Origin of the sequence: Pararhodobacter sp. (assembly GCF_036802785.1) — a bacterium.
Classification (GTDB): Bacteria; Pseudomonadota; Alphaproteobacteria; order Rhodobacterales; family Rhodobacteraceae; genus Pararhodobacter.
The window spans coordinates 1-16,986 of record NZ_DAIRVN010000065.1 but is presented as its reverse complement, the minus strand read 5'-3'; the positions used below and the strand labels follow the sequence as shown (position 1 = coordinate 16,986).

Below are 16,986 nucleotides of genomic sequence, written 5' to 3'. Positions count from 1 at the left end.
AGCGCCCCCACGCCGCGCAGCGGCAAAGCAGGCAGGCGTCTGCGCAGCAGGCTATCCGGTCACTGGGCGCGGGAGCCGGGGTGAGCGCTGCGCATTGCCAGGGCCGCCAACAGGCTTGCGACCACGAAATAGGCCGCGATTCCATACCCCTGCTGCGGAAAGCTGATGCCCTGATCGATCAGCCAGCCCGTGATGCCCGGCCCCAGCGCAGTGCCCAGCACCATCACGGCGCCCATCATCGCGCGGATCGCCCCCAGATGGCGCGTGCCATACAGCTCGGCCCAGAGGGTGGCCATCATGGTCACATGCATGCCCGCCGACAGGCCCATCAGCACCATCCCAAGCGCCCCGGCAGGCACGCCTTGCGCCAGAGCAAAGACCAGATATCCCCCGGCAACCGGCAGCAGATAGAAGGGCGCAAGTCGGCGGCTGCCGAAGCGGTCCACCAGCCAGCCCGCCAGCAGCATCGTCGCCACGCTCATTGCCGTGTAGAGCGGAAACAACGCCACCAGCGCGACATGGCCCCAGCCCTTGGCCTCGGCCAGATGCACCTGATGGAAGAAGAACGAGGTGTTCCATGCCGCCGGACCCAGCAGCGCAGGCACCATCAGCCAGAACAACGGATGGCGCAACACCTGCTTGCGCGTCCACATCTGCCCGTCCATCCCGGCGCTGCCGGTGGCTGCGGCGAAGGATTGCGGCGTCCGCTCGTTGCGCAGCAGCGCCCAGAGGACCGGCGCCAGCGCCACCAGCGCCATTGCCGCCGCCAGCCACAGGATACGCCAGTCGTAATAGCCCAGCAGCGCCACAAAGGCGACCGGCAGCAGCGCCTCACCCAGCGCCACGCCCAGCCCTGCGACCGAAACGGCGCGCCCGCGCGAGGCCACGAACCAGCGCGCCATGGCGACCATCGCGGCATGGCCCATCAGCCCCTGCCCGAACAGCCGCAACAGGAAGATCGCGCCGATCAGAAGCCAGGTATCGCTGACCCGGGCCATGAGGACGGCGGTCAGCGCCAGCCCCAGAAGCACCGCCAGCCCGATATGGCGCACCCGGAAGCGGTCGGTCAGGCTGCCCGCCCAGAGCATCACCGCCGCCGAGGCGGTGGTGGCCAGCGCGTAGATCCCGCCCCACTGGCCGTGCGACAGGCCAAAAGCCGCGCGGATCTCGCCCGCAAAGACGGCGATGAAAAACGTCTGTCCGAAACTGGAGGCAAAGGTCAGCAGGAAACCCGCCAGCAGCCAGGGCGCATTCGCCCGAAGGAACGATATCAGCCCCGCCATGATGCCCCTGTCAGCCCGCGCAGGCGATGCAAGGCATCAGCAACGGGTCCGGATCCAGCCGCTTCAGGCCAATGATATCGCCGCAATCGTCGCACCAGCCGAATTCCTCTTGTTCAAGGCGCAGCAATGCAGCCTCGATCGCCCTGAGCCGCCCGGCGCGGCGCACTTCCTGCGCAGCGGCCATGGCCTGCTGCTGCACCGCATCCAGCCGGCTCAGCCGGCCCACGCTTTGCTGATCCAGCAGAACCGGCCTGCGCTCACCACTGCTGCCGGACGCTGCGCGCAGCGCCCCGGCCTCCGCCGTCAGGCGGGGCTGGTAGCGGTCGCGCAGCGCACGGGCTTCTGGGGCGGAATCGGGATTGGGGTCGCTCATGCGCCCTAACGGATCAGAACCACCGGCACCTTGCAAGAGCGGATCATCTCGGTCGTGGTGGAGCCGATGATCAGGCTGCGGATGCGCGAATGGCCGTAAGCGCCCATGACCAGAAGGTCAAAGCCCGCCTCATCGACAAACGTGCTCAGGGCACGGTCAGGCTGGCCCGCGATGACGCTGGTTTCGGCGGTGATACCGGCGGCAGCCAGCATCGCGCTTGCATCGTCCAGCCCTTTCCTGACCTCGGGCGTGGCTGTGCCCACCGTCACCACATGCACCTCAAGCCCGGCGTAAAAGGGCGTCCGGGCAATGTGATCCACCGCCTTCATGGCCGAGGCCCCGCCATCCCAGGCGACCAGCACCCGGGCGATGGGCCTGAAGGCGCGCGAGGCCACAAAGACCGGACGCGTGCAGCTGCGCACAATCCGCTCCAGGTTCGAGCCCAGATGACCGCGCGCGAAATCGGCAGCCTCGCCTCGTTTGCCGATCATCACCATGTCGGCGCCCGCTTCCTGCGCAACAACGGTATCGACAATATCGCCGTGACGCAGGCGCGTGGTGATCTCGTTCACCCCTGCCGCATCCAGAATGGCGCGGGCATCCTCCAGAATGGCCCGCCCGCGCTGCGACACCAGCCGCGCGCGCTGCTCATCCAGCGCCGCCAGTTCGGCCAGCAGCGCCGACCGCGCGCCCAGTGCAATGGAGCCTGAGTAATCGCCCTTCTCTGCCCCCTCACGCCGCCCCAGAATATGCAGGAGTTCCACACTCCAGCCGCTGCGCGACGCCACCCAGGCAGCATGTTCACACAGGCTTTGCGAATAGACCGAGCCGTCTATCAGCGCGATGATCTTTCCCGTCGTCATGTCACCCTCCCTCAATGCGCCATCAACTTGTCCATCGCGCCCGGCTTGTCATGCGTGGCAAGCTTGTCGACGATGGTTTCAGACGCTTCATTCATGCCCACAATCTCCACCTCGGCACCATCGCGGCGAAATTTCAGCACGGCCATGTTAAGCGCCTGAACCGATGAGATATCCCAGATATGCGCGCGGCTGACGTCGATGATGACCCGCTCGGGCGCTTCCCTGAAATCAAAGGCTGCCATGAAATCCTCGACCGAGCCATAGAACATCTGCCCTTCAACCCGATAGGTCCGCACCCGCCCGTCCGGGCTGATATCGGTGGTGACATGGAACAACTGCGCGATCTTTCCGGCAAAGAAGATGCCCGACAGAAGCACGCCCACCAGCACGCCGATGGCGAGGTTGTGGGTGTAAACCACGGTCGCCACAGTAGCGATCATCACCACCGAGCTTGAACGCGGATGCGCGCGCAGGTTGCCGATTGATGACCATGAGAAGGTCCCGATGCTGACCATTATCATGATCGCCACCAACGCGGGCATCGGAATGTTGCGGACCAGATCGCCCAGCCCCACCACCATGATCAGCAAAACAACCCCGGCAGTGAACGACGACAGCCGCCCCCGCCCGCCGGATTTGACGTTGATGATGGACTGCCCGATCATCGCGCAACCCGCCATGCCACCGATGAAACCCGTGGCGGTGTTGGCCACACCCTGCCCGATACACTCCTGATCGCGGTTGGATGTGGTATCGGTCAGATCATCGACGATGTTCTGCGTCATCAGGCTTTCCAGAAGGCCCACCACCGCCACCGCCACCGCATAGGGCAGGATGATCATCAGCGTCTCGAATGTCAGCGGGATGTCGGGGATCAGGAAGACCGGCAGCGTATCAGGCAAGGCACCCATATCGCCCACAACCCGCACATCCAGCCCCAGTGCCCATGCCAGCGCGGTCAGCACGATGATAGTGACGAGGGGCGATGGCACGGCCTTGGTCAGCATCGGGAAAAGATAGATGATGGCCAGACCGAGCGCGAGCAGCACATAGGTGATCATGGTCACATCACGCGGGTCAAGTTCCGGCAACTGCGCAAGGAAGATCAGGATCGCCAGCGCGTTTACAAAGCCGGTCATCACTGATTTCGACACGTAGCGCATGACGAAACCCAGCTTCAGAACCCCCGCCCCGATCTGCAAAAGCCCTGCCAGAACCGTCGTCGCCAGCAGGTATTCCAGCCCGTGATCACGCACCAATGTAATCATCAGCACGGCTGTTGCTGCGGTGGCGGCCGAGATCATGCCCGGCCGCCCGCCGGTGATCGCGGTGATCACCGCGATCGAGAAGCTGGCGTAAAGCCCCACCTTGGGGTCCACCCCCGCGATGATCGAAAAGGCGATGGCCTCGGGGATCAGCGCAAGCGCCACCACCAGACCTGACAACAGGTCACCGCGAATATTGCCGGTCCATTGCCGACGATACACATCCAGAGAAATCATTCAAATCCCGTTTCCGGACCCTTGCGGGCGAAAATCCCGGGGCCGGTTCTTTCAGGTTGTCCGGCGGGTCGGCGGCCGGAAGAGCCATCCGGGGTTTGCACCCGGATCCATGTTCGCTGCGCTCTGCATAGACGCCGCAGCGCAGAAAGCCAAGCCTCGGGTCAGCGGCGCGGCGTTGATTGCCCGTGTTCCCCGCCACGCGCCGGTTGCCGGGCATAATTATCGGGCAAGACGTGACGAAGCAGAGCGCTCTCTGCGCCGCGCCGTGAGGGCCGATCGTTCAGAGATCGCGCAGCGCGGGGCCAGACAGCCCCCGCGCCTCATTCCTGCGTGCGCAAAATCTGCGCCGGGCGCACCGCAAGCGGGCGCAGCGCAAAGACCAGCCCGGCCAGCAGCGTGGCCAGCACACCCCCCGCCACGATGGCAAGCGCCGAGACCGGCTCAAACCGATAGGACAGCTCCATCACCCGCGTCAGTATCAGCCATGAGGCCAGCGCGCCCGCGCCGATTGCCACGATCCCCGCCGCTGCACCCATCAGCGCTGAGCGTAGCGCAAAGCTCAGCAGGATGCGCCCGCGTGTGGCACCGATGGTCTTGAGCACCGCCGCCTCGAAAATGCGCGCGCGCTCACCCGCCGCAGCGGCACCGATCAGCACCACGAACCCCGTCAGCAGGGTTGCCAGCGCGGCATAGGAGGTTGCGGCGGCAAGCGCCGTCAGCGCCTCGGTCACGCGGTCCATCGCCTCACGGATGCGGATGGCGGTGACATTGGGATAGGCATTCGACAGATCGCGCACAATCGCCCCCTCAGCCTCGGTCGAGGCATCGACGGTGACGATATGGGTATGCGGCGCGCCCTGAAGGGCGGCGGGGTCAAAGGTCATCACAAAGCCGATGCCGCCGGTGCGGAAATCCAGTTCGCGGAAATTGGCGATGGTGCCGGTGATGTCGCGGCCCAGCACATTGACGGTCACGCTGTCCCCCAGTTGCAGCCCCAGTTCGCGCGCCTCGTTAATGCCAAAGCTGATCAGCGGCGGGCCGGTGTACCCCTCAGGCCACCATTCCCCCTCGACCAGCGTGGTGCCGGCGGGCAGGCGGTCGGCATAGGTCAGGCCCCGGTCGCCGCGCAGCACCCAGTGATCGCCCAGCGTACTGGCCGGGCGGTCATTGATGGCCACCACCACCCCGCGCAACTGCGGCGCGGTTTCAATGTCAGAGACGCCGGGGTCAGTGCGCAGCCGGTCAAGGAACCCTTCCAGCTGCGCATTCTGGATGTCGATAAAGAAATAGGAGGGCACGCTTGCGGGCAGGTCACCGGCGATGGCGTTGCGCAGATTGGCGCTGATCTGCCCCACCGTGGCCAGAACCGTCAGCCCCAACCCCAGCGACAGCACCACCGCCACCACCCCTTCGCGCGGGTTGCCGACGGCGCCCAGCGCCAGACGCAGCGCCGTGCGCCCCCGCATCACCCTTAGCCGTGCCAGACGCCGCGCCAGCACGCGCAGCGCGGTTGCGGCCAGCATCAGCACCACCAGGGCACCGGCGATCCCTGCCGCCGTGCCGAGCGCCAGTTGCCAGATGCCGGAAAACCATGTTGCGGCCCCCACCAGCGCGGCCAGCGCCAAAGCCAGCGTCACCAGATAGCGCGCCCTCGGCCATGCCTGCGCCTCGCCGCCTATACCGCGAAAGAGGGCGGCTGCGCGGACCCGCTCCACCCGTGCCAGCGGCCACAGGGTGAAGACAAGCGCAGTCAGTGCCCCGTAAAGCGCGGCCTCGGCCAGCGGTGCCGGGTGGATACCCGCCGCAATCGGCACGGGCAATTGCGCCGCCAGCAGCGGCGTGGCCAGAAGCGGCACGCCTGCGCCCAGCACCAGCCCGGCGATGATGCCCAGCGCGGTCAGCACGCCGATCTGCAGGAAATAGGTGGCAAAGATCACCCGCCCCTCGGCGCCCAGCGTTTTCAGCGTGGCGATTACGGGTGTCTTGCCATCCAGATAGGCGCGCACGGCGGCGGAAACCCCGACGCCACCTACTGCCAGCCCGGCCAGCCCCACCAGCACCAGAAACGCGCCGATCCGTTCGACAAAGCGGGCAACACCCGGCGCGCCCTGACTTGAATCGCGGAAACGGACACCGGCCCCCTCGAAGCGCGCCTGCGCGTCGTTGCGCAGGCGGGTGATGTCATCGCCTTCGCGCAGCGTGACCCGATAGGCCACGTCGAACAGGGTGCCAGCCCCGAGAAGTTGCGACTGGGCCAGCGCCCCAGTTGCCACCAATGTGCGCGGGCCGAAACCGAACTGAGCGGTCACGCCATCGGGTTCACGCTCCAGCACAGCCATCAGCGCAAATTCCTGCACACCAAGGCGGAAACTGTCACCCAGCGCCAAGCCCAGCCGCTCGGCAAGGATACGGTCCATCGCGCCGCCGGGCAAGCCATTTTGGCCGGCCAGAACCTGCGCCACGGGCATCGGCGGATCAAAAACCGCAGCACCGATCAGGGGCCAGCTATCATCAATGCCCTTGACCTGCGTCAGGGCCCTTTCAGCCTCCAGCCCTTCCCCTGCCACAGCCATCGAGCGGAAATCGACGATCTCTGATACCTGCGCAGATTGCTCATCAATCCACGCGCGCTCATCGGCATCGGCAAAGCGATAGGTGAAACGCAACTCGGCATCGCCGCCCAGAAGCGCGGCGCCTTCGCGCGCCAGCCCGGCCTCGATTGCCGCGCGGACCGAGCCCACGGCGGCAATCGCCCCGACACCCAGTGCCAGACAGAGAAGGAAGATGCGAAAACCCTGCAGGCCACCGCGCAATTCGCGCCGTGCCAGCCGCCATGCTACCGGCAGCACACTCATTGCGCCGCCGCCAGCCGGCGGTCCTCACCCTCGATGCGCCCGTCGCGCAGGCGCACGACGCGGTCGCAGCGCGCTGCCAGCTCAGGCGCATGGGTGACCAGCACCAGCGTGGCGCCGTGCCGGTCACGCAGGCCAAAGAGCAGATCCATGATCGCCTCGCCATTCACCCCGTCAAGGTTGCCGGTCGGCTCATCGGCCAGAAGGATGGCCGGGCGCGGCGCAGCGGCGCGGGCCAGTGCCACGCGCTGCTGCTCACCGCCCGACATCTGCGCCGGGTAATGGTTCATCCGCGTGCCCAGACCGACGCTGCGCAGCTCTTCCTCGGCGCGCTCAAACGCATCGTCGCGCCCTGCCAGTTCCAGCGGGGTCGCCACGTTTTCCAGTGCGGTCATGGTCGGAATGAGGTGGAAAGACTGGAACACAACCCCCATATTACCCCGGCGGAAGCGCGCAAGCGCATCCTCATTCAGCGCCGTCAGGTCATGGCCAAGGGCCTGCACACTGCCCCCGGTGGCGCGTTCCAGCCCGCCCATCAGCATCAGGAGCGATGATTTGCCAGAACCCGAAGGCCCCACCAGACCCAGCGTCTCGCCGCGCGCGACATCCAGGGTGATACCGCGCAGAATTTCGACCGGCCCGGCATTGCCCTGGAGGGTCAGCGCGGTATCTTTCAGCGACAAAACAGGATCGGTCATGAAAACATTCCTCAAAGCAATGGCTACCATGCCATATGGGGTCGCGCGGGGCGCTGGCAAGCTGCGCCGCAGCATCGCGCTTGCGGTTTTTACGCTGGCAACGGTGATTTCCGTTGCCGGAGCACAGGCGCAGTCCCTCCGGTTGGCCGCGCTGGGCGATTCGCTGACCCAGGGTTACGGGCTGGCGCAGGGTGAGGGGCTGGTGCCGCAATTGCAGGAATGGCTGCACGCGCAAGGCCACGAGGTGGAGGTGCTGAACGCGGGCGTCAGTGGCGATACCACGGCGGGCGGGCTGTCGCGGCTGGACTGGACACTGGCCGACAACCCCGATGCGATGATCGTGGCGCTGGGCGGCAATGACCTGTTGCGCGGGATCGACCCCGCCACCAGCCGCGCCAATCTTGACGCCATTCTGGCGCGGCTTCAGGCCGAAGGAGTCCCCGCGCTGCTGGTCGGCCTGCCCGCCCCGGGCAACTACGGGCCGGAGTTCCAGCAGGCATTCGACGCCATGTATCCCGAACTTGCCGAAGAATACGGCGCGATGCTCTATCCCAACCTGTTGCAGCCCATTACCGACAAACGGGACGCCGGGATGCGCTATGTCGATCTGATGCAGGCTGATCACATCCACCCTAATGCCGCCGGTGTCGCGCTGATCGTCGAAGGGCTGGGGCCCGAAGTGGCGCGCCTGCTTTACGCCGTGGAGGAGGGAAGCGGATCATGACCGCGAACTGCCTGTTCTGCCGGATCGCCGCCGAGGAACTGCCCGCCCACAAGGTGCATGAGGATGAGCATGTGCTGGCCTTTCTAGACCTGCATCCGATCCGCCCCGGCCATACGCTGGTGATTCCCCGCGCGCATCACGTCTGGTTCGAGGATATGCCGGCCGAACTGGCAACGCGGGTGACCAGCTGCGCCCAGTCGCTGGCCCGGGCGATGAAGGCGCTTTACAAGGTCGAACGGGTGGCGCTGTTCTATACCGGCATTCATGTGCCCCATGTCCACGCCCATGTGGTGCCGATGCATCACCCGCATGATGTTTCCTCCCAGGCCTATATGACGGACGGCCCCGGAAGCTACACCATCCCGCCGCGCCTGCCCGAGACCGAGATGGCAGCCATTGCCGGGCAACTGGGCACTTTGCTGGCTCAAAAGTAGTAACAGAGGGGGCGCTGCCCCCGCCCGTTCTGCTGCGCAGAACGGCCTCCCCCGGGATATTTAAGAACAGGTGAAAGGAGGGGCGCGGCGCGAGGGGTCAGCGGGCGGTGATGGCGGGCTGGCCGGAGGGGTGTTCCAGCAGGCCGATATCGGCGGCGGTGTACCCGGCGGCGGACAGGCGGGCGAGAAGCGGCGCGGCCTGATCGGCGGGCACCGAGGCCAGAAGGCCGCCTGCGGTCTGCGGATCGAAGAGCAGTCGGGCGCGGGGGCTGTCGGGTGATTGCAGGCGCCCGGCCAGTGCCGCGCGATTGGCCGGTTCAAGGCTGGAGGTGACGCCTTGTGCCGCCAGCTCTTCGGCGCCCTGGAAAAGCGGCAGGGCGGCAAGGCTGAGCGAGGCGCGCAGCGCGCTGGCGCGCAGGATTTCGTCCAGATGCCCCGCCAGCCCGAAGCCGGTGATATCGGTCATGGCGCTCGCCACAGGCGCAAGGATCGCGCTGGCCGCACCCTGTGGCTGGGTCAGGAAGGGCCAGAGCGCGGCGATATCCCGCCCGCTGGCCTTGCGGGCCATTTCTGCGGCCAGAAGCGTGCCGCTGCCCAGCGGTTTGGTCAGGATCAGCCGGTGCCCGGCCTGCGCGCCCGCTTTGGTCAGCACCCGCCCCTGCGCCGTTCCTGTCACGGTAAACCCGATCGACAGTTCGGCCCCGATGGCCGTATGCCCACCTGCGATACCGGCCGCGGCGGCGGTGAACACCGCGTTTGCGCCTGCCATGATCTCCAGCAAGGTCCGTTCCTGAAGCGGCTCGGACAGGCGCGGCAGGGTGAGGCTGGCCAGCGCCAGCTGGGGCGCGGCCCCCATGGCCCAGATATCGCCCAGCGCATGGGTGGCCGCGATGCGGGCCATCAGAAAGGGGTCCTCGGTGAAGGCGCGCAGGTGATCGGTGGCGATGACCTGCAATACCGCACCCATCCGCAGCACCGCCGCATCATCGCCCGCCGACAGTGTCAGCCCCGCAACGGCGGGTGCGGGCAGCGAGGCCAGCACCACCCGCAGTGGCCCCGGCCCGATCTTGGCCCCGCAGCCGCCGCACAGGGGCTTGTCCCCCAGCGCCTCGGCCATGCCCAGCGCGGCCGGGGCAGGCAGGGGCGGCGCCTCCATGGCGGGCAGCGTGTGGAACATCCGCATGAAACGCCGGTCTATACGGTCTTTCAACCGCCACATCCCGCGCCCTTGCAACGCCAGCCCCCATTTTCCGGCGAGTGCGGCGCGCCCGCCCAGCGAGATCAGCTTGAGGTAATCGCGCTGCGGATCATAGCGCTTCAACGCCCCGCCCGAGAGCGCGGCGCGCAGGTTATGCGCCAGCACCGGCGCCTGCCGCACCGCAAATACCCCGGCCTTGGGGCGAGGCGCATCGGCCATATGGGCGCAATCCCCCACCGCGAAGATATGCGGCCGGCCGAGGGCGCGCAGGCAGGGATCGACGGTGATGAACCCGTCGGTCAGGTGGAGGCTGGTGCCTTTCAGCCAGTCCTGCGGGCGGCTGCCCGCCGCACCCAGTATCAGTGCGGCGCTCAGCGCGGAGCCGTCTGACAGGCGCAGCCCGCCCGCGTCGATGCGTTCTGCCTCGGTGCTGGTACGCAGGAGGATACCGCGCGCTGCCAGCAGCGCCAGAAGCCGGTTGCGCGCCGCCGCACCAAGCTGCGGCAGCGCCTGCTCCCCGCGCTCGATCACGGTAATGCGGCGCTCAGGCAGCCCGCGCAGGCGGTGGTCCATGGCCAGCGCCAGTTCGACCCCGGCCACACCCGCGCCCAGCACCACGATCTCCGGCTTCTCCTGCCCCGCCTGCACCGCTGCGACAAAGTGCTCCCAGCGCGCGGCGTAGCGGTCCAGCGGTTTGGCGGCGATGGCATGCGCTGTAAAGCCCGGCAGATCCGGCAGGTCAGAGGTGATGCCGATATCGACCGAGGCCACATCGAAACCGATGGGGGGCCTGCCCGCGACGTGGATTTCCCCTGCTGCCGGGTCCAGCCCCTCGGCGCGGCCAAGGATCAGCCGTGCCCCGGCGTGGCGCGCCAGTTGCACCAGATCCATCTCCAGCGCGGCGCGCGGATAATGCCCGGCGATATGGCCGGGCAACATGCCGGTATAGGGCGCCGTGGGCTGCGGGTTGATCAGGGTCAGCCGCGCCCCGGGCAGCGGGTTCATCGCCCAGTCCAGCAAAGCCAGCGCATGGGCATGGCCGCCGCCGATCAGCACAAGGTCACGGGTCAGAGGCAGGGGCAGCATCGCGGGCCTTTCGTCACATGCCCGAGCGATAGCGCGCATACTGGGCAAAAGCGAGAGGACAAAGGGTTGCACTGTGGTGTGGGCGGGCTGAGCCATGCTAGGGGCGCCGGGCGGGCGTTTTTGCGCTTGACGTGGAAAGGGCGCTGACATACGAAGCCGCCAGCCTGTGGCGGAGTAGCTCAGTTGGTTAGAGCAGCGGAATCATAATCCGCGTGTCGGGGGTTCAAATCCCTCCTCCGCTACCATTATACCCCATTGTTAATAAGAGAAATCGCTGGCTTTATCCGGTGCGCCTGCCTTCGTTTGCGCTGGCTTGGGCTGGCGTGTGCGCTGAACATCGCCCCTCTCTGACCCTCTGACGTCAGATCGGCAGATCGGCAGATGCGGTTCAGGGGACCTGGCACCCTCTTCCCGGACCGAGCGCGTGGCAACTCCGACGCTGCCTGAAGCTTTTCCGCCCGTATCTCCCTGCCAGTCACCGACGCCAGAGGCCGCGCGGGCGATCGCTTTCGGTTCTGATCGACAGGCCAAGCCAGCGGGCCAGCGCCAGACTGATGACCAGAAACAGGCACAGAAAGGCAATGCCGATCAGCAGCAGCTTCATTTTCAGCGCCTCACTTAACAATACCGGAGACTGCACCAATACCAACTCTGATTTGTTGCCAAAGCGGCAACATATTCAAGCATTGATCCGCTCCTTGCGACAAATTTGCACAAACCGCAAACCTTGGCCGCGCGCAGAGCCGGGCTTGAAGTGTGTTATATTATATCATAACTATCCCCTCAGACCACCACACGCTTTTCAGAGGAGACAGGGCAATGTCGGACAAACGCCTGCCGGTCACGGTTCTTTCGGGTTTTCTGGGAGCGGGCAAGACCACGCTTCTCAATCATGTGCTCAACAACCGCGAGGGGCGGCGCGTGGCGGTCATCGTCAATGACATGTCCGAGGTCAATATCGACGCCGATCTGGTGCGCGAAGGGGCCGAACTGTCGCGCTCGGAGGAAAAGCTGGTTGAAATGACCAATGGCTGCATCTGCTGCACCCTGCGCGATGACCTGCTGTCCGAAGTGCGCCGGTTGGCCGCCGAGGGCCGCTTCGATTACTTGCTGATCGAATCCACCGGCATCGCCGAGCCGCTTCCGGTCGCCGCCACCTTTGATTTCCGCGATGAGGACGGCGAGAGCCTGTCAGATGTCTCAAGGCTGGATACGATGGTGACGGTGGTTGATGCCGTGAACCTGATGAATGATTTCAGCAGCCATGACTTCCTGTCTGACAGGGGGGAATCGCTGGGCGAAGAGGATGACCGGACCCTGGTCAACCTGCTGACCGAGCAGATCGAATTTGCCGATGTGGTGGTGCTGAACAAGGTCAGCGATGCTGGCCCCGCGCGCACAGATGCGGCGCGCAAGATCATCAAGGCGCTCAACCCGGATGCGAAACTGATCGAAACCGACCAGTCGGTGGTCGCAGCGGCCGATATCTTTGACACCGGCCTCTTTGATTTCGACCGCGCGCATATGCATCCGATGTGGGCCAAGGAGCTCTATGGCTTTGCCGAACATGTGCCTGAGACCGAGGAATACGGGATCTCTTCCTTCGTCTATCGCGCCCGCGCCCCGTTTGACCCCGCCCGAATCCATGCGGTTCTGAACGGCGCGATGGATGGGGTGATCCGCGCCAAAGGGCATTTCTGGATCGCCACGCGCCCGGGCTGGGTGGCAGAATTCAGTCTGGCGGGGGCGATCTCCTCGGTCACACCGCTCGGCGGCTGGTGGGCCTCGGTCCCGCGGGAGCGTTGGCCGACGCACCCCGATTCGCTTAATGAAGTGGCCGCAAAATGGGCCGAGCCCTGGGGCGACCGGCGTCAGGAACTGGTGTTCATCGGCGCGGGCATGGACCGCGTTGCCATCACTGCCGCGCTGGATGCAGCATTGGTGGAGGCACAGGATTTCACCCCGCAGGCCTGGGCCGGCCTGCCCGATCCGTTCCCCTCCTGGGGGCGCAGGCAAGTGGCCTGACCATGCCTGCCGTGAAAGGGCGCAACCTGCGCAGCACGCTCAAACGCCGCGCCGGGCATAACCCGATGCGGGAGTTTGATGCGCTGCCCGCCGAACTGCGCCAGTGGCTGCACAGCGCGGCTTTGCCGTGGAGCCCGCGCTCTGTCCGGCGGCTCTGGGCTAAGGCACTGGGCAGCACAGGGGGCGATCGCGCCAAGGCGCTTGCCGCGATTGCCCGGGTCGAGGCCGGGCTTGTCGCGCGCGACGCCCGGCGCATCTGGGGTGCCGGCCATCCGGCCTGCGGTGAGAACGGTCTGACGGGCTGAGGCGCGTCCGCAGCGTTTGCCTCTTCCCCGGCGGGTGTGCAACGCGGTAAGGGCAGGAGATGCGCCAGATTACCCTGACCACCCTTGCCGATCTTTCCCGCCTTGGCTTTGACGAGGTGATCGACGCGCGTTCGCCGTCTGAATTCGCTGAAGATCATGTGCCGGGTGCCGTGAACCTGCCCGTCCTGAATGACAGTGAGCGCGCGCAGGTCGGCACCGTCTATACCCGCGAAAGCCGGTTCAGGGCGCGGCGGATGGGTGCCGCGCTGGTCGCGCGCAACGCTGCGCTTCATCTGGAGGGGTATCTGGCTGACAAACCCGCCAGTTATCGCCCGCTGGTCTATTGCTGGCGCGGTGGGCAGAGGTCCGGATCATTCGCGCTGATTCTGGGCCAGATCGGCTGGCAGGTGGGCGTGATCGACGGGGGCTGGCGCAGCTACCGCAGGCTGGTCGCCGATGCGCTGTATGACCGCCCCTTCCCCGCCCCGGTTTTCATGCTGGACGGCAACACCGGCACGGCCAAGACTGCGATCCTGCAGGAGGTGGCGGCGCGCGGCGGGCAGGTGCTTGATCTGGAGGGGCTGGCGGCGCATCGCGGCTCGCTCTTCGGGCTGGTTCCGGGCAGCGCGCAGCCCAGCCAGAAGGGGTTTGAAAGCGCGCTGGCCATGGCCATGGCCGGGCTGGACCCGACGCGCCCGGTGCTGGTTGAAGCCGAGTCGAACCGGATCGGCGCCTTGCGGTTGCCGCCCGCCCTCTGGCAGGCGATGCGGGATGCGCCCCGGCTGGTGGTCGAGGCCCCGCTGGAGGCGCGGGCGCGCTGGCTGGCCACCGCCTATGCCGATCTGGTCGGGGACCCCGCGCAGCTTCAGACGCGGATCGCGGCGCTTGCGCCCTATCAGCCGCGCGAGCGGATCGCGCAGTGGCAGGCGATGGCCGCGGCAGGCGAATTTCAGGCGCTGGCCGCCGGGCTGATGGCGCATCATTACGACCCGCGCTATGCCCGCAGCCGTCGGACGGAGGCGCCCGAGACGGTCTTCAACGCAGCCTCACTGGACAGCACCGAGCGGGCGGCGCTGGCAGAGCGCATTGTGGCGCGGCTGGGTTAGATCTGTTTACCCATGGCCGGGAAACGCAAAACAGGTTCCACTTTTACGCGCCATGCTCTGGCTAAGCTGTTCGTTTTTCAATGTATGCACCGTGCTGATCGCCAAAGGACCGCCAGAAAATAGCAGAAATACGATCTATCCGGTGCGCCAGTCGAAAAAGCCCTTCGGCGCGCGGGCAAGAAGCTGGCGCGCAATTTCCTCACCCAGCGCGGCGGCGTCGGCAATCGGCGCACGCCCCTCAGCCGCCAGACATTCAGAGCCATCGGGGCGCAGGATCTCGCCCCGCAGCCAGACCTCGCCCCCCTGAAGCAGCGCGAGCCCCGCAATCGGTGTCTCGCACGAGCCGTCGAGCGCCGTCAGATAGGCGCGCTCGGCGGCCAGTTGCTGGCCGGTCGGCAGATCATGGATGGCCTCCAGCAGGGCCCGGGCGCGCTGATCCTCCGCGCGTCGCTCTATGCCGATCGCGCCCTGTGCGACGGCGGGCAGCATGGTTTCCGGCGCAATGGCCGCAGTGGCGACCTCGGCCATACCCAGCCGGTTCAGCCCCGCCATGGCAAGGAAAGTGCAATCGGCCACACCCTGCGATAATTTGCGCAGCCGGGTCTGCACGTTGCCGCGAAAATCGACCACGCTCAGATCCGGCCGCCGGAAAAGCAACTGGGCGCGCCGCCGCAGGCTGGAGGTGCCGACGACCTGCCCGGGTTGCAGCGCCGCGATCCCTGCAACACCTTGCTGCGACACAAAGGCATCGCGCACATCCTCGCGTGGCAGGTAGCAATCCAGCACAAGCCCTTCAGGCTGGCGGACCGGCATATCCTTCATCGAATGCACGGCGATATCGATGCCCCCTTGCAGCATCGTTTCCTCGATCTCGCGGGTGAACAGGCCTTTGCCGCCGATCTCCTTGAGCGGGCGGTCGGCCTCGATCATGGCGCGGTCATCGCCCGTGGTCTTGATGACCACGATCTCGAAGGCCTCGTCCGGCAGATCAAAGGCCCGCGCCAGCCGGTCACGGGTTTCATACGCCTGCGCCAGCGCCAGCGGAGAGCCGCGGGTGCCGATTTTCAGGGGTTCAGCGGGGGAAGGAAGGTTCACGCTCATCCAGCCTGAATACGCAAGCCCGCTGCGGCTGGCAACGGGGTGCGGCATCTGGGCGCGTATCAGGGCCTGAACGGTTTGCATAACGGGGGCCGATGCGGATAAGCCAGTGTGAGCGTATGAACATGAACTGGCCCGTCCTCATGACAGCTGATGCAACCACCCCGCCCCCCTGCCCGGTTACCGGCAGACCGATGCGCCCCTGGCTCAGCGTCAGCCGGGACTGGCGCCGCCCCGGGCACCCGGGTGGCTGGCAGCTCTGGTGGAGCGAGGCCGGGCATTACGGGCAGGTCTATCCCCGCCCCGATGCAGCGGCGATCGGTGGATTTTATGATCTGCCCGCCTATTACACGCATGAAAACATGGGCAGCGCCGCGCGGCAGGGAATGCTGGGGCGGCTGATGGTGGCACTGGCCTGGCGGCTGGACCGGGGCTGCCCGCCGGACGCTGCCTATTGGCGCGATGTTCTGCCGCGTGGCCCCGCGCTGGAGCTGGGCTGCGGCAATGGCGACCGGCTGACGGATATCGCCCCGTTCGTGACAGAATGCGTTGGGGTGGAGCCGGACGTAAAAGCCCGGAAGAAGGCGCAGGAGAAGGGGCTTACAGTGCTGGAGGGCACCGCCGAAATACTACCCGAGGCTGTGTCGGCGCGGCGTTTCGATGCGATTCTCTTCATGCATGTGCTTGAGCATTGCGCCGATCCGGCGCTGGCTCTGGCGCAGGCGGCAGGGTTGCTAAGCGACGACGGGGTGATGGTGATCGAGGTGCCCAACAATGCCGCGCTGGGGCTGCGGCAGGCCGGCGCGTACTGGCGCTGGCTGGATGTTCCGCGCCATCTGAATTTCTTCACCGGGGAAAGCCTGCGCGCCTTTGTTACACAGGCCGGGCTGCGCGTGCTGCGCGTGGATCATGACGGCTACACAAGGCAGTTTCTGCCGGACTGGATTGCCGACGAAGCCGTGATCGAGGCGGTGCTGGCGGGGCGGCGGGCTGAGGAGGCCCGCAACCAACGGCATGTGTGGCGCGCCTTGCGGCTGTTGCTGAGAACCGCTCTGGCCCCCGCATCGCAAAAATACGATTCGGTGCGGCTGGTCTGCCGGAAGGCCTGATCTGCCGGAAAGCCTGACGCCGCCTGAGCGCCGTCAGGGGTGGACAACCTCGCAGGCCTGTGAGCGCGCGCTGAGGCGCAGACAGGCCAGTTCGGCCTGTTCCTGCGACAGGCTGTGAATGCCCGCGACAAACCGGCCTGAGCGTTGGCCAACCCGGCGCACACCGGCACCCAGAGTGCTGTTTTCCGACAAGGCGACGCGCAGAAGCGTGCGCTCAGCATCGAAGCGCGAGGGGTAGAGGCCCAGATCGACCGCCCAGACCCGCCCGCCCGAGGGTGAAACGCGGGTGACGATCTCTGGCATCGGCGGGGGCGTTGCGGCGGCCATTTC

The 16,986-nt window shown here is 66.4% G+C and carries 15 protein-coding genes, 1 tRNA gene, 1 pseudogene and 1 other annotated feature; of the genes and pseudogenes, 7 read left to right on the top strand and 10 right to left on the bottom strand.

Annotated elements, in window-relative coordinates:
* Positions 1-59: 59 nt before the first annotated feature.
* The 6 genes from V7Q53_RS18000 to V7Q53_RS17975 form a co-directional block, all read right to left on the bottom strand.
* Positions 60-1,283: an MFS transporter gene (locus V7Q53_RS18000; RefSeq protein WP_333830121.1), complete on the bottom strand. Its 1,224-nt coding sequence runs from the start codon at positions 1,281-1,283 to the stop codon at positions 60-62.
* 10 nt (positions 1,284-1,293) lie between these two features.
* On the bottom strand, positions 1,294-1,656 hold the full coding sequence (locus tag V7Q53_RS17995) for a TraR/DksA family transcriptional regulator (RefSeq protein ID WP_333830120.1): 363 nt from the start codon (positions 1,654-1,656) through the stop codon (positions 1,294-1,296).
* 5 nt (positions 1,657-1,661) lie between these two features.
* A complete protein-coding gene (locus V7Q53_RS17990) occupies positions 1,662-2,519 on the bottom strand; it encodes a universal stress protein (RefSeq protein ID WP_333830119.1) in 858 nt (285 codons plus the stop codon).
* Positions 2,520-2,530: 11 nt separating this feature from the next.
* The gene (locus V7Q53_RS17985; RefSeq protein ID WP_333830118.1) at positions 2,531-4,021 is read right to left on the bottom strand and encodes a SulP family inorganic anion transporter; all 1,491 of its coding nucleotides are present in this window, start codon (positions 4,019-4,021) and stop codon (positions 2,531-2,533) included.
* 54 nt (positions 4,022-4,075) lie between these two features.
* Positions 4,076-4,133: a sequence feature (sul1 is cis-regulatory element that is thought to sense ions involved in sulfur or methionine metabolism; They are found in Alphaproteobacteria), on the bottom strand.
* A 208-nt stretch (positions 4,134-4,341) separates the two neighbouring features.
* Entirely contained in the window at positions 4,342-6,876 is a 2,535-nt protein-coding gene (locus tag V7Q53_RS17980; RefSeq protein WP_333830117.1) for an ABC transporter permease, read from the bottom strand.
* Positions 6,873-7,571 (bottom strand): ABC transporter ATP-binding protein, encoded by a 699-nt coding sequence (locus V7Q53_RS17975; protein ID WP_333830116.1) that lies wholly within the window; start codon positions 7,569-7,571, stop codon positions 6,873-6,875. The genes V7Q53_RS17980 and V7Q53_RS17975 overlap by 4 nt, the downstream gene beginning before the upstream one ends.
* Here V7Q53_RS17975 and V7Q53_RS17970 point away from each other — a divergent pair.
* Positions 7,570-8,295: an arylesterase gene (locus V7Q53_RS17970; RefSeq protein ID WP_333830115.1), complete on the top strand. Its 726-nt coding sequence runs from the start codon at positions 7,570-7,572 to the stop codon at positions 8,293-8,295. The two genes, V7Q53_RS17975 and V7Q53_RS17970, sit on opposite strands and share 2 nt — an antisense overlap.
* Entirely contained in the window at positions 8,292-8,729 is a 438-nt protein-coding gene (locus tag V7Q53_RS17965; protein ID WP_333830114.1) for an HIT family protein, read from the top strand. The genes V7Q53_RS17970 and V7Q53_RS17965 overlap by 4 nt, the downstream gene beginning before the upstream one ends.
* Before the next feature lie 97 nt (positions 8,730-8,826).
* On the opposite strand, the gene selD is transcribed toward V7Q53_RS17965, so the two are convergent.
* Positions 8,827-11,013 (bottom strand): selenide, water dikinase SelD, encoded by a 2,187-nt coding sequence (selD, locus tag V7Q53_RS17960; RefSeq protein ID WP_333830113.1) that lies wholly within the window; start codon positions 11,011-11,013, stop codon positions 8,827-8,829.
* A gap of 168 nt (positions 11,014-11,181) precedes the next feature.
* Here selD and V7Q53_RS17955 point away from each other — a divergent pair.
* Positions 11,182-11,258: transfer RNA gene (locus V7Q53_RS17955), tRNA-Met, on the top strand.
* Positions 11,259-11,488: 230 nt separating this feature from the next.
* Here the strand turns inward: V7Q53_RS17955 and V7Q53_RS17950 are convergent.
* On the bottom strand, positions 11,489-11,617 hold the full coding sequence (locus V7Q53_RS17950; RefSeq protein WP_333830111.1) for a hypothetical protein: 129 nt from the start codon (positions 11,615-11,617) through the stop codon (positions 11,489-11,491).
* Positions 11,618-11,832: 215 nt separating this feature from the next.
* Between V7Q53_RS17950 and V7Q53_RS17945 the strand changes: the two genes are divergently transcribed.
* The 3 genes from V7Q53_RS17945 to mnmH are packed head-to-tail and all read left to right on the top strand — an operon-like array spanning position 11,833 to position 14,449.
* Positions 11,833-13,038, top strand: coding sequence for a GTP-binding protein (locus V7Q53_RS17945; protein WP_333830109.1), 1,206 nt, complete (start codon positions 11,833-11,835; stop codon positions 13,036-13,038).
* A 2-nt stretch (positions 13,039-13,040) separates the two neighbouring features.
* Positions 13,041-13,343 (top strand): DUF6525 family protein, encoded by a 303-nt coding sequence (locus tag V7Q53_RS17940; protein WP_333830108.1) that lies wholly within the window; start codon positions 13,041-13,043, stop codon positions 13,341-13,343.
* A 59-nt stretch (positions 13,344-13,402) separates the two neighbouring features.
* Entirely contained in the window at positions 13,403-14,449 is a 1,047-nt protein-coding gene (gene mnmH, locus V7Q53_RS17935) for a tRNA 2-selenouridine(34) synthase MnmH (protein ID WP_333830107.1), read from the top strand.
* A 135-nt stretch (positions 14,450-14,584) separates the two neighbouring features.
* Here the strand turns inward: mnmH and hemC are convergent, their stop codons facing one another.
* A complete protein-coding gene (gene hemC / locus V7Q53_RS17930; protein ID WP_333830137.1) occupies positions 14,585-15,550 on the bottom strand; it encodes a hydroxymethylbilane synthase in 966 nt (321 codons plus the stop codon).
* A 140-nt stretch (positions 15,551-15,690) separates the two neighbouring features.
* Between hemC and V7Q53_RS17925 the strand changes: the two genes are divergently transcribed.
* A complete protein-coding gene (locus tag V7Q53_RS17925; RefSeq protein WP_333830106.1) occupies positions 15,691-16,656 on the top strand; it encodes a class I SAM-dependent methyltransferase in 966 nt (321 codons plus the stop codon).
* Between the two features lie 33 nt (positions 16,657-16,689).
* On the opposite strand, the pseudogene V7Q53_RS17920 reads toward V7Q53_RS17925, so the two are convergent.
* Positions 16,690-16,986 (bottom strand): annotated as a pseudogene (locus V7Q53_RS17920) (D-alanyl-D-alanine carboxypeptidase); the annotation flags it as partial.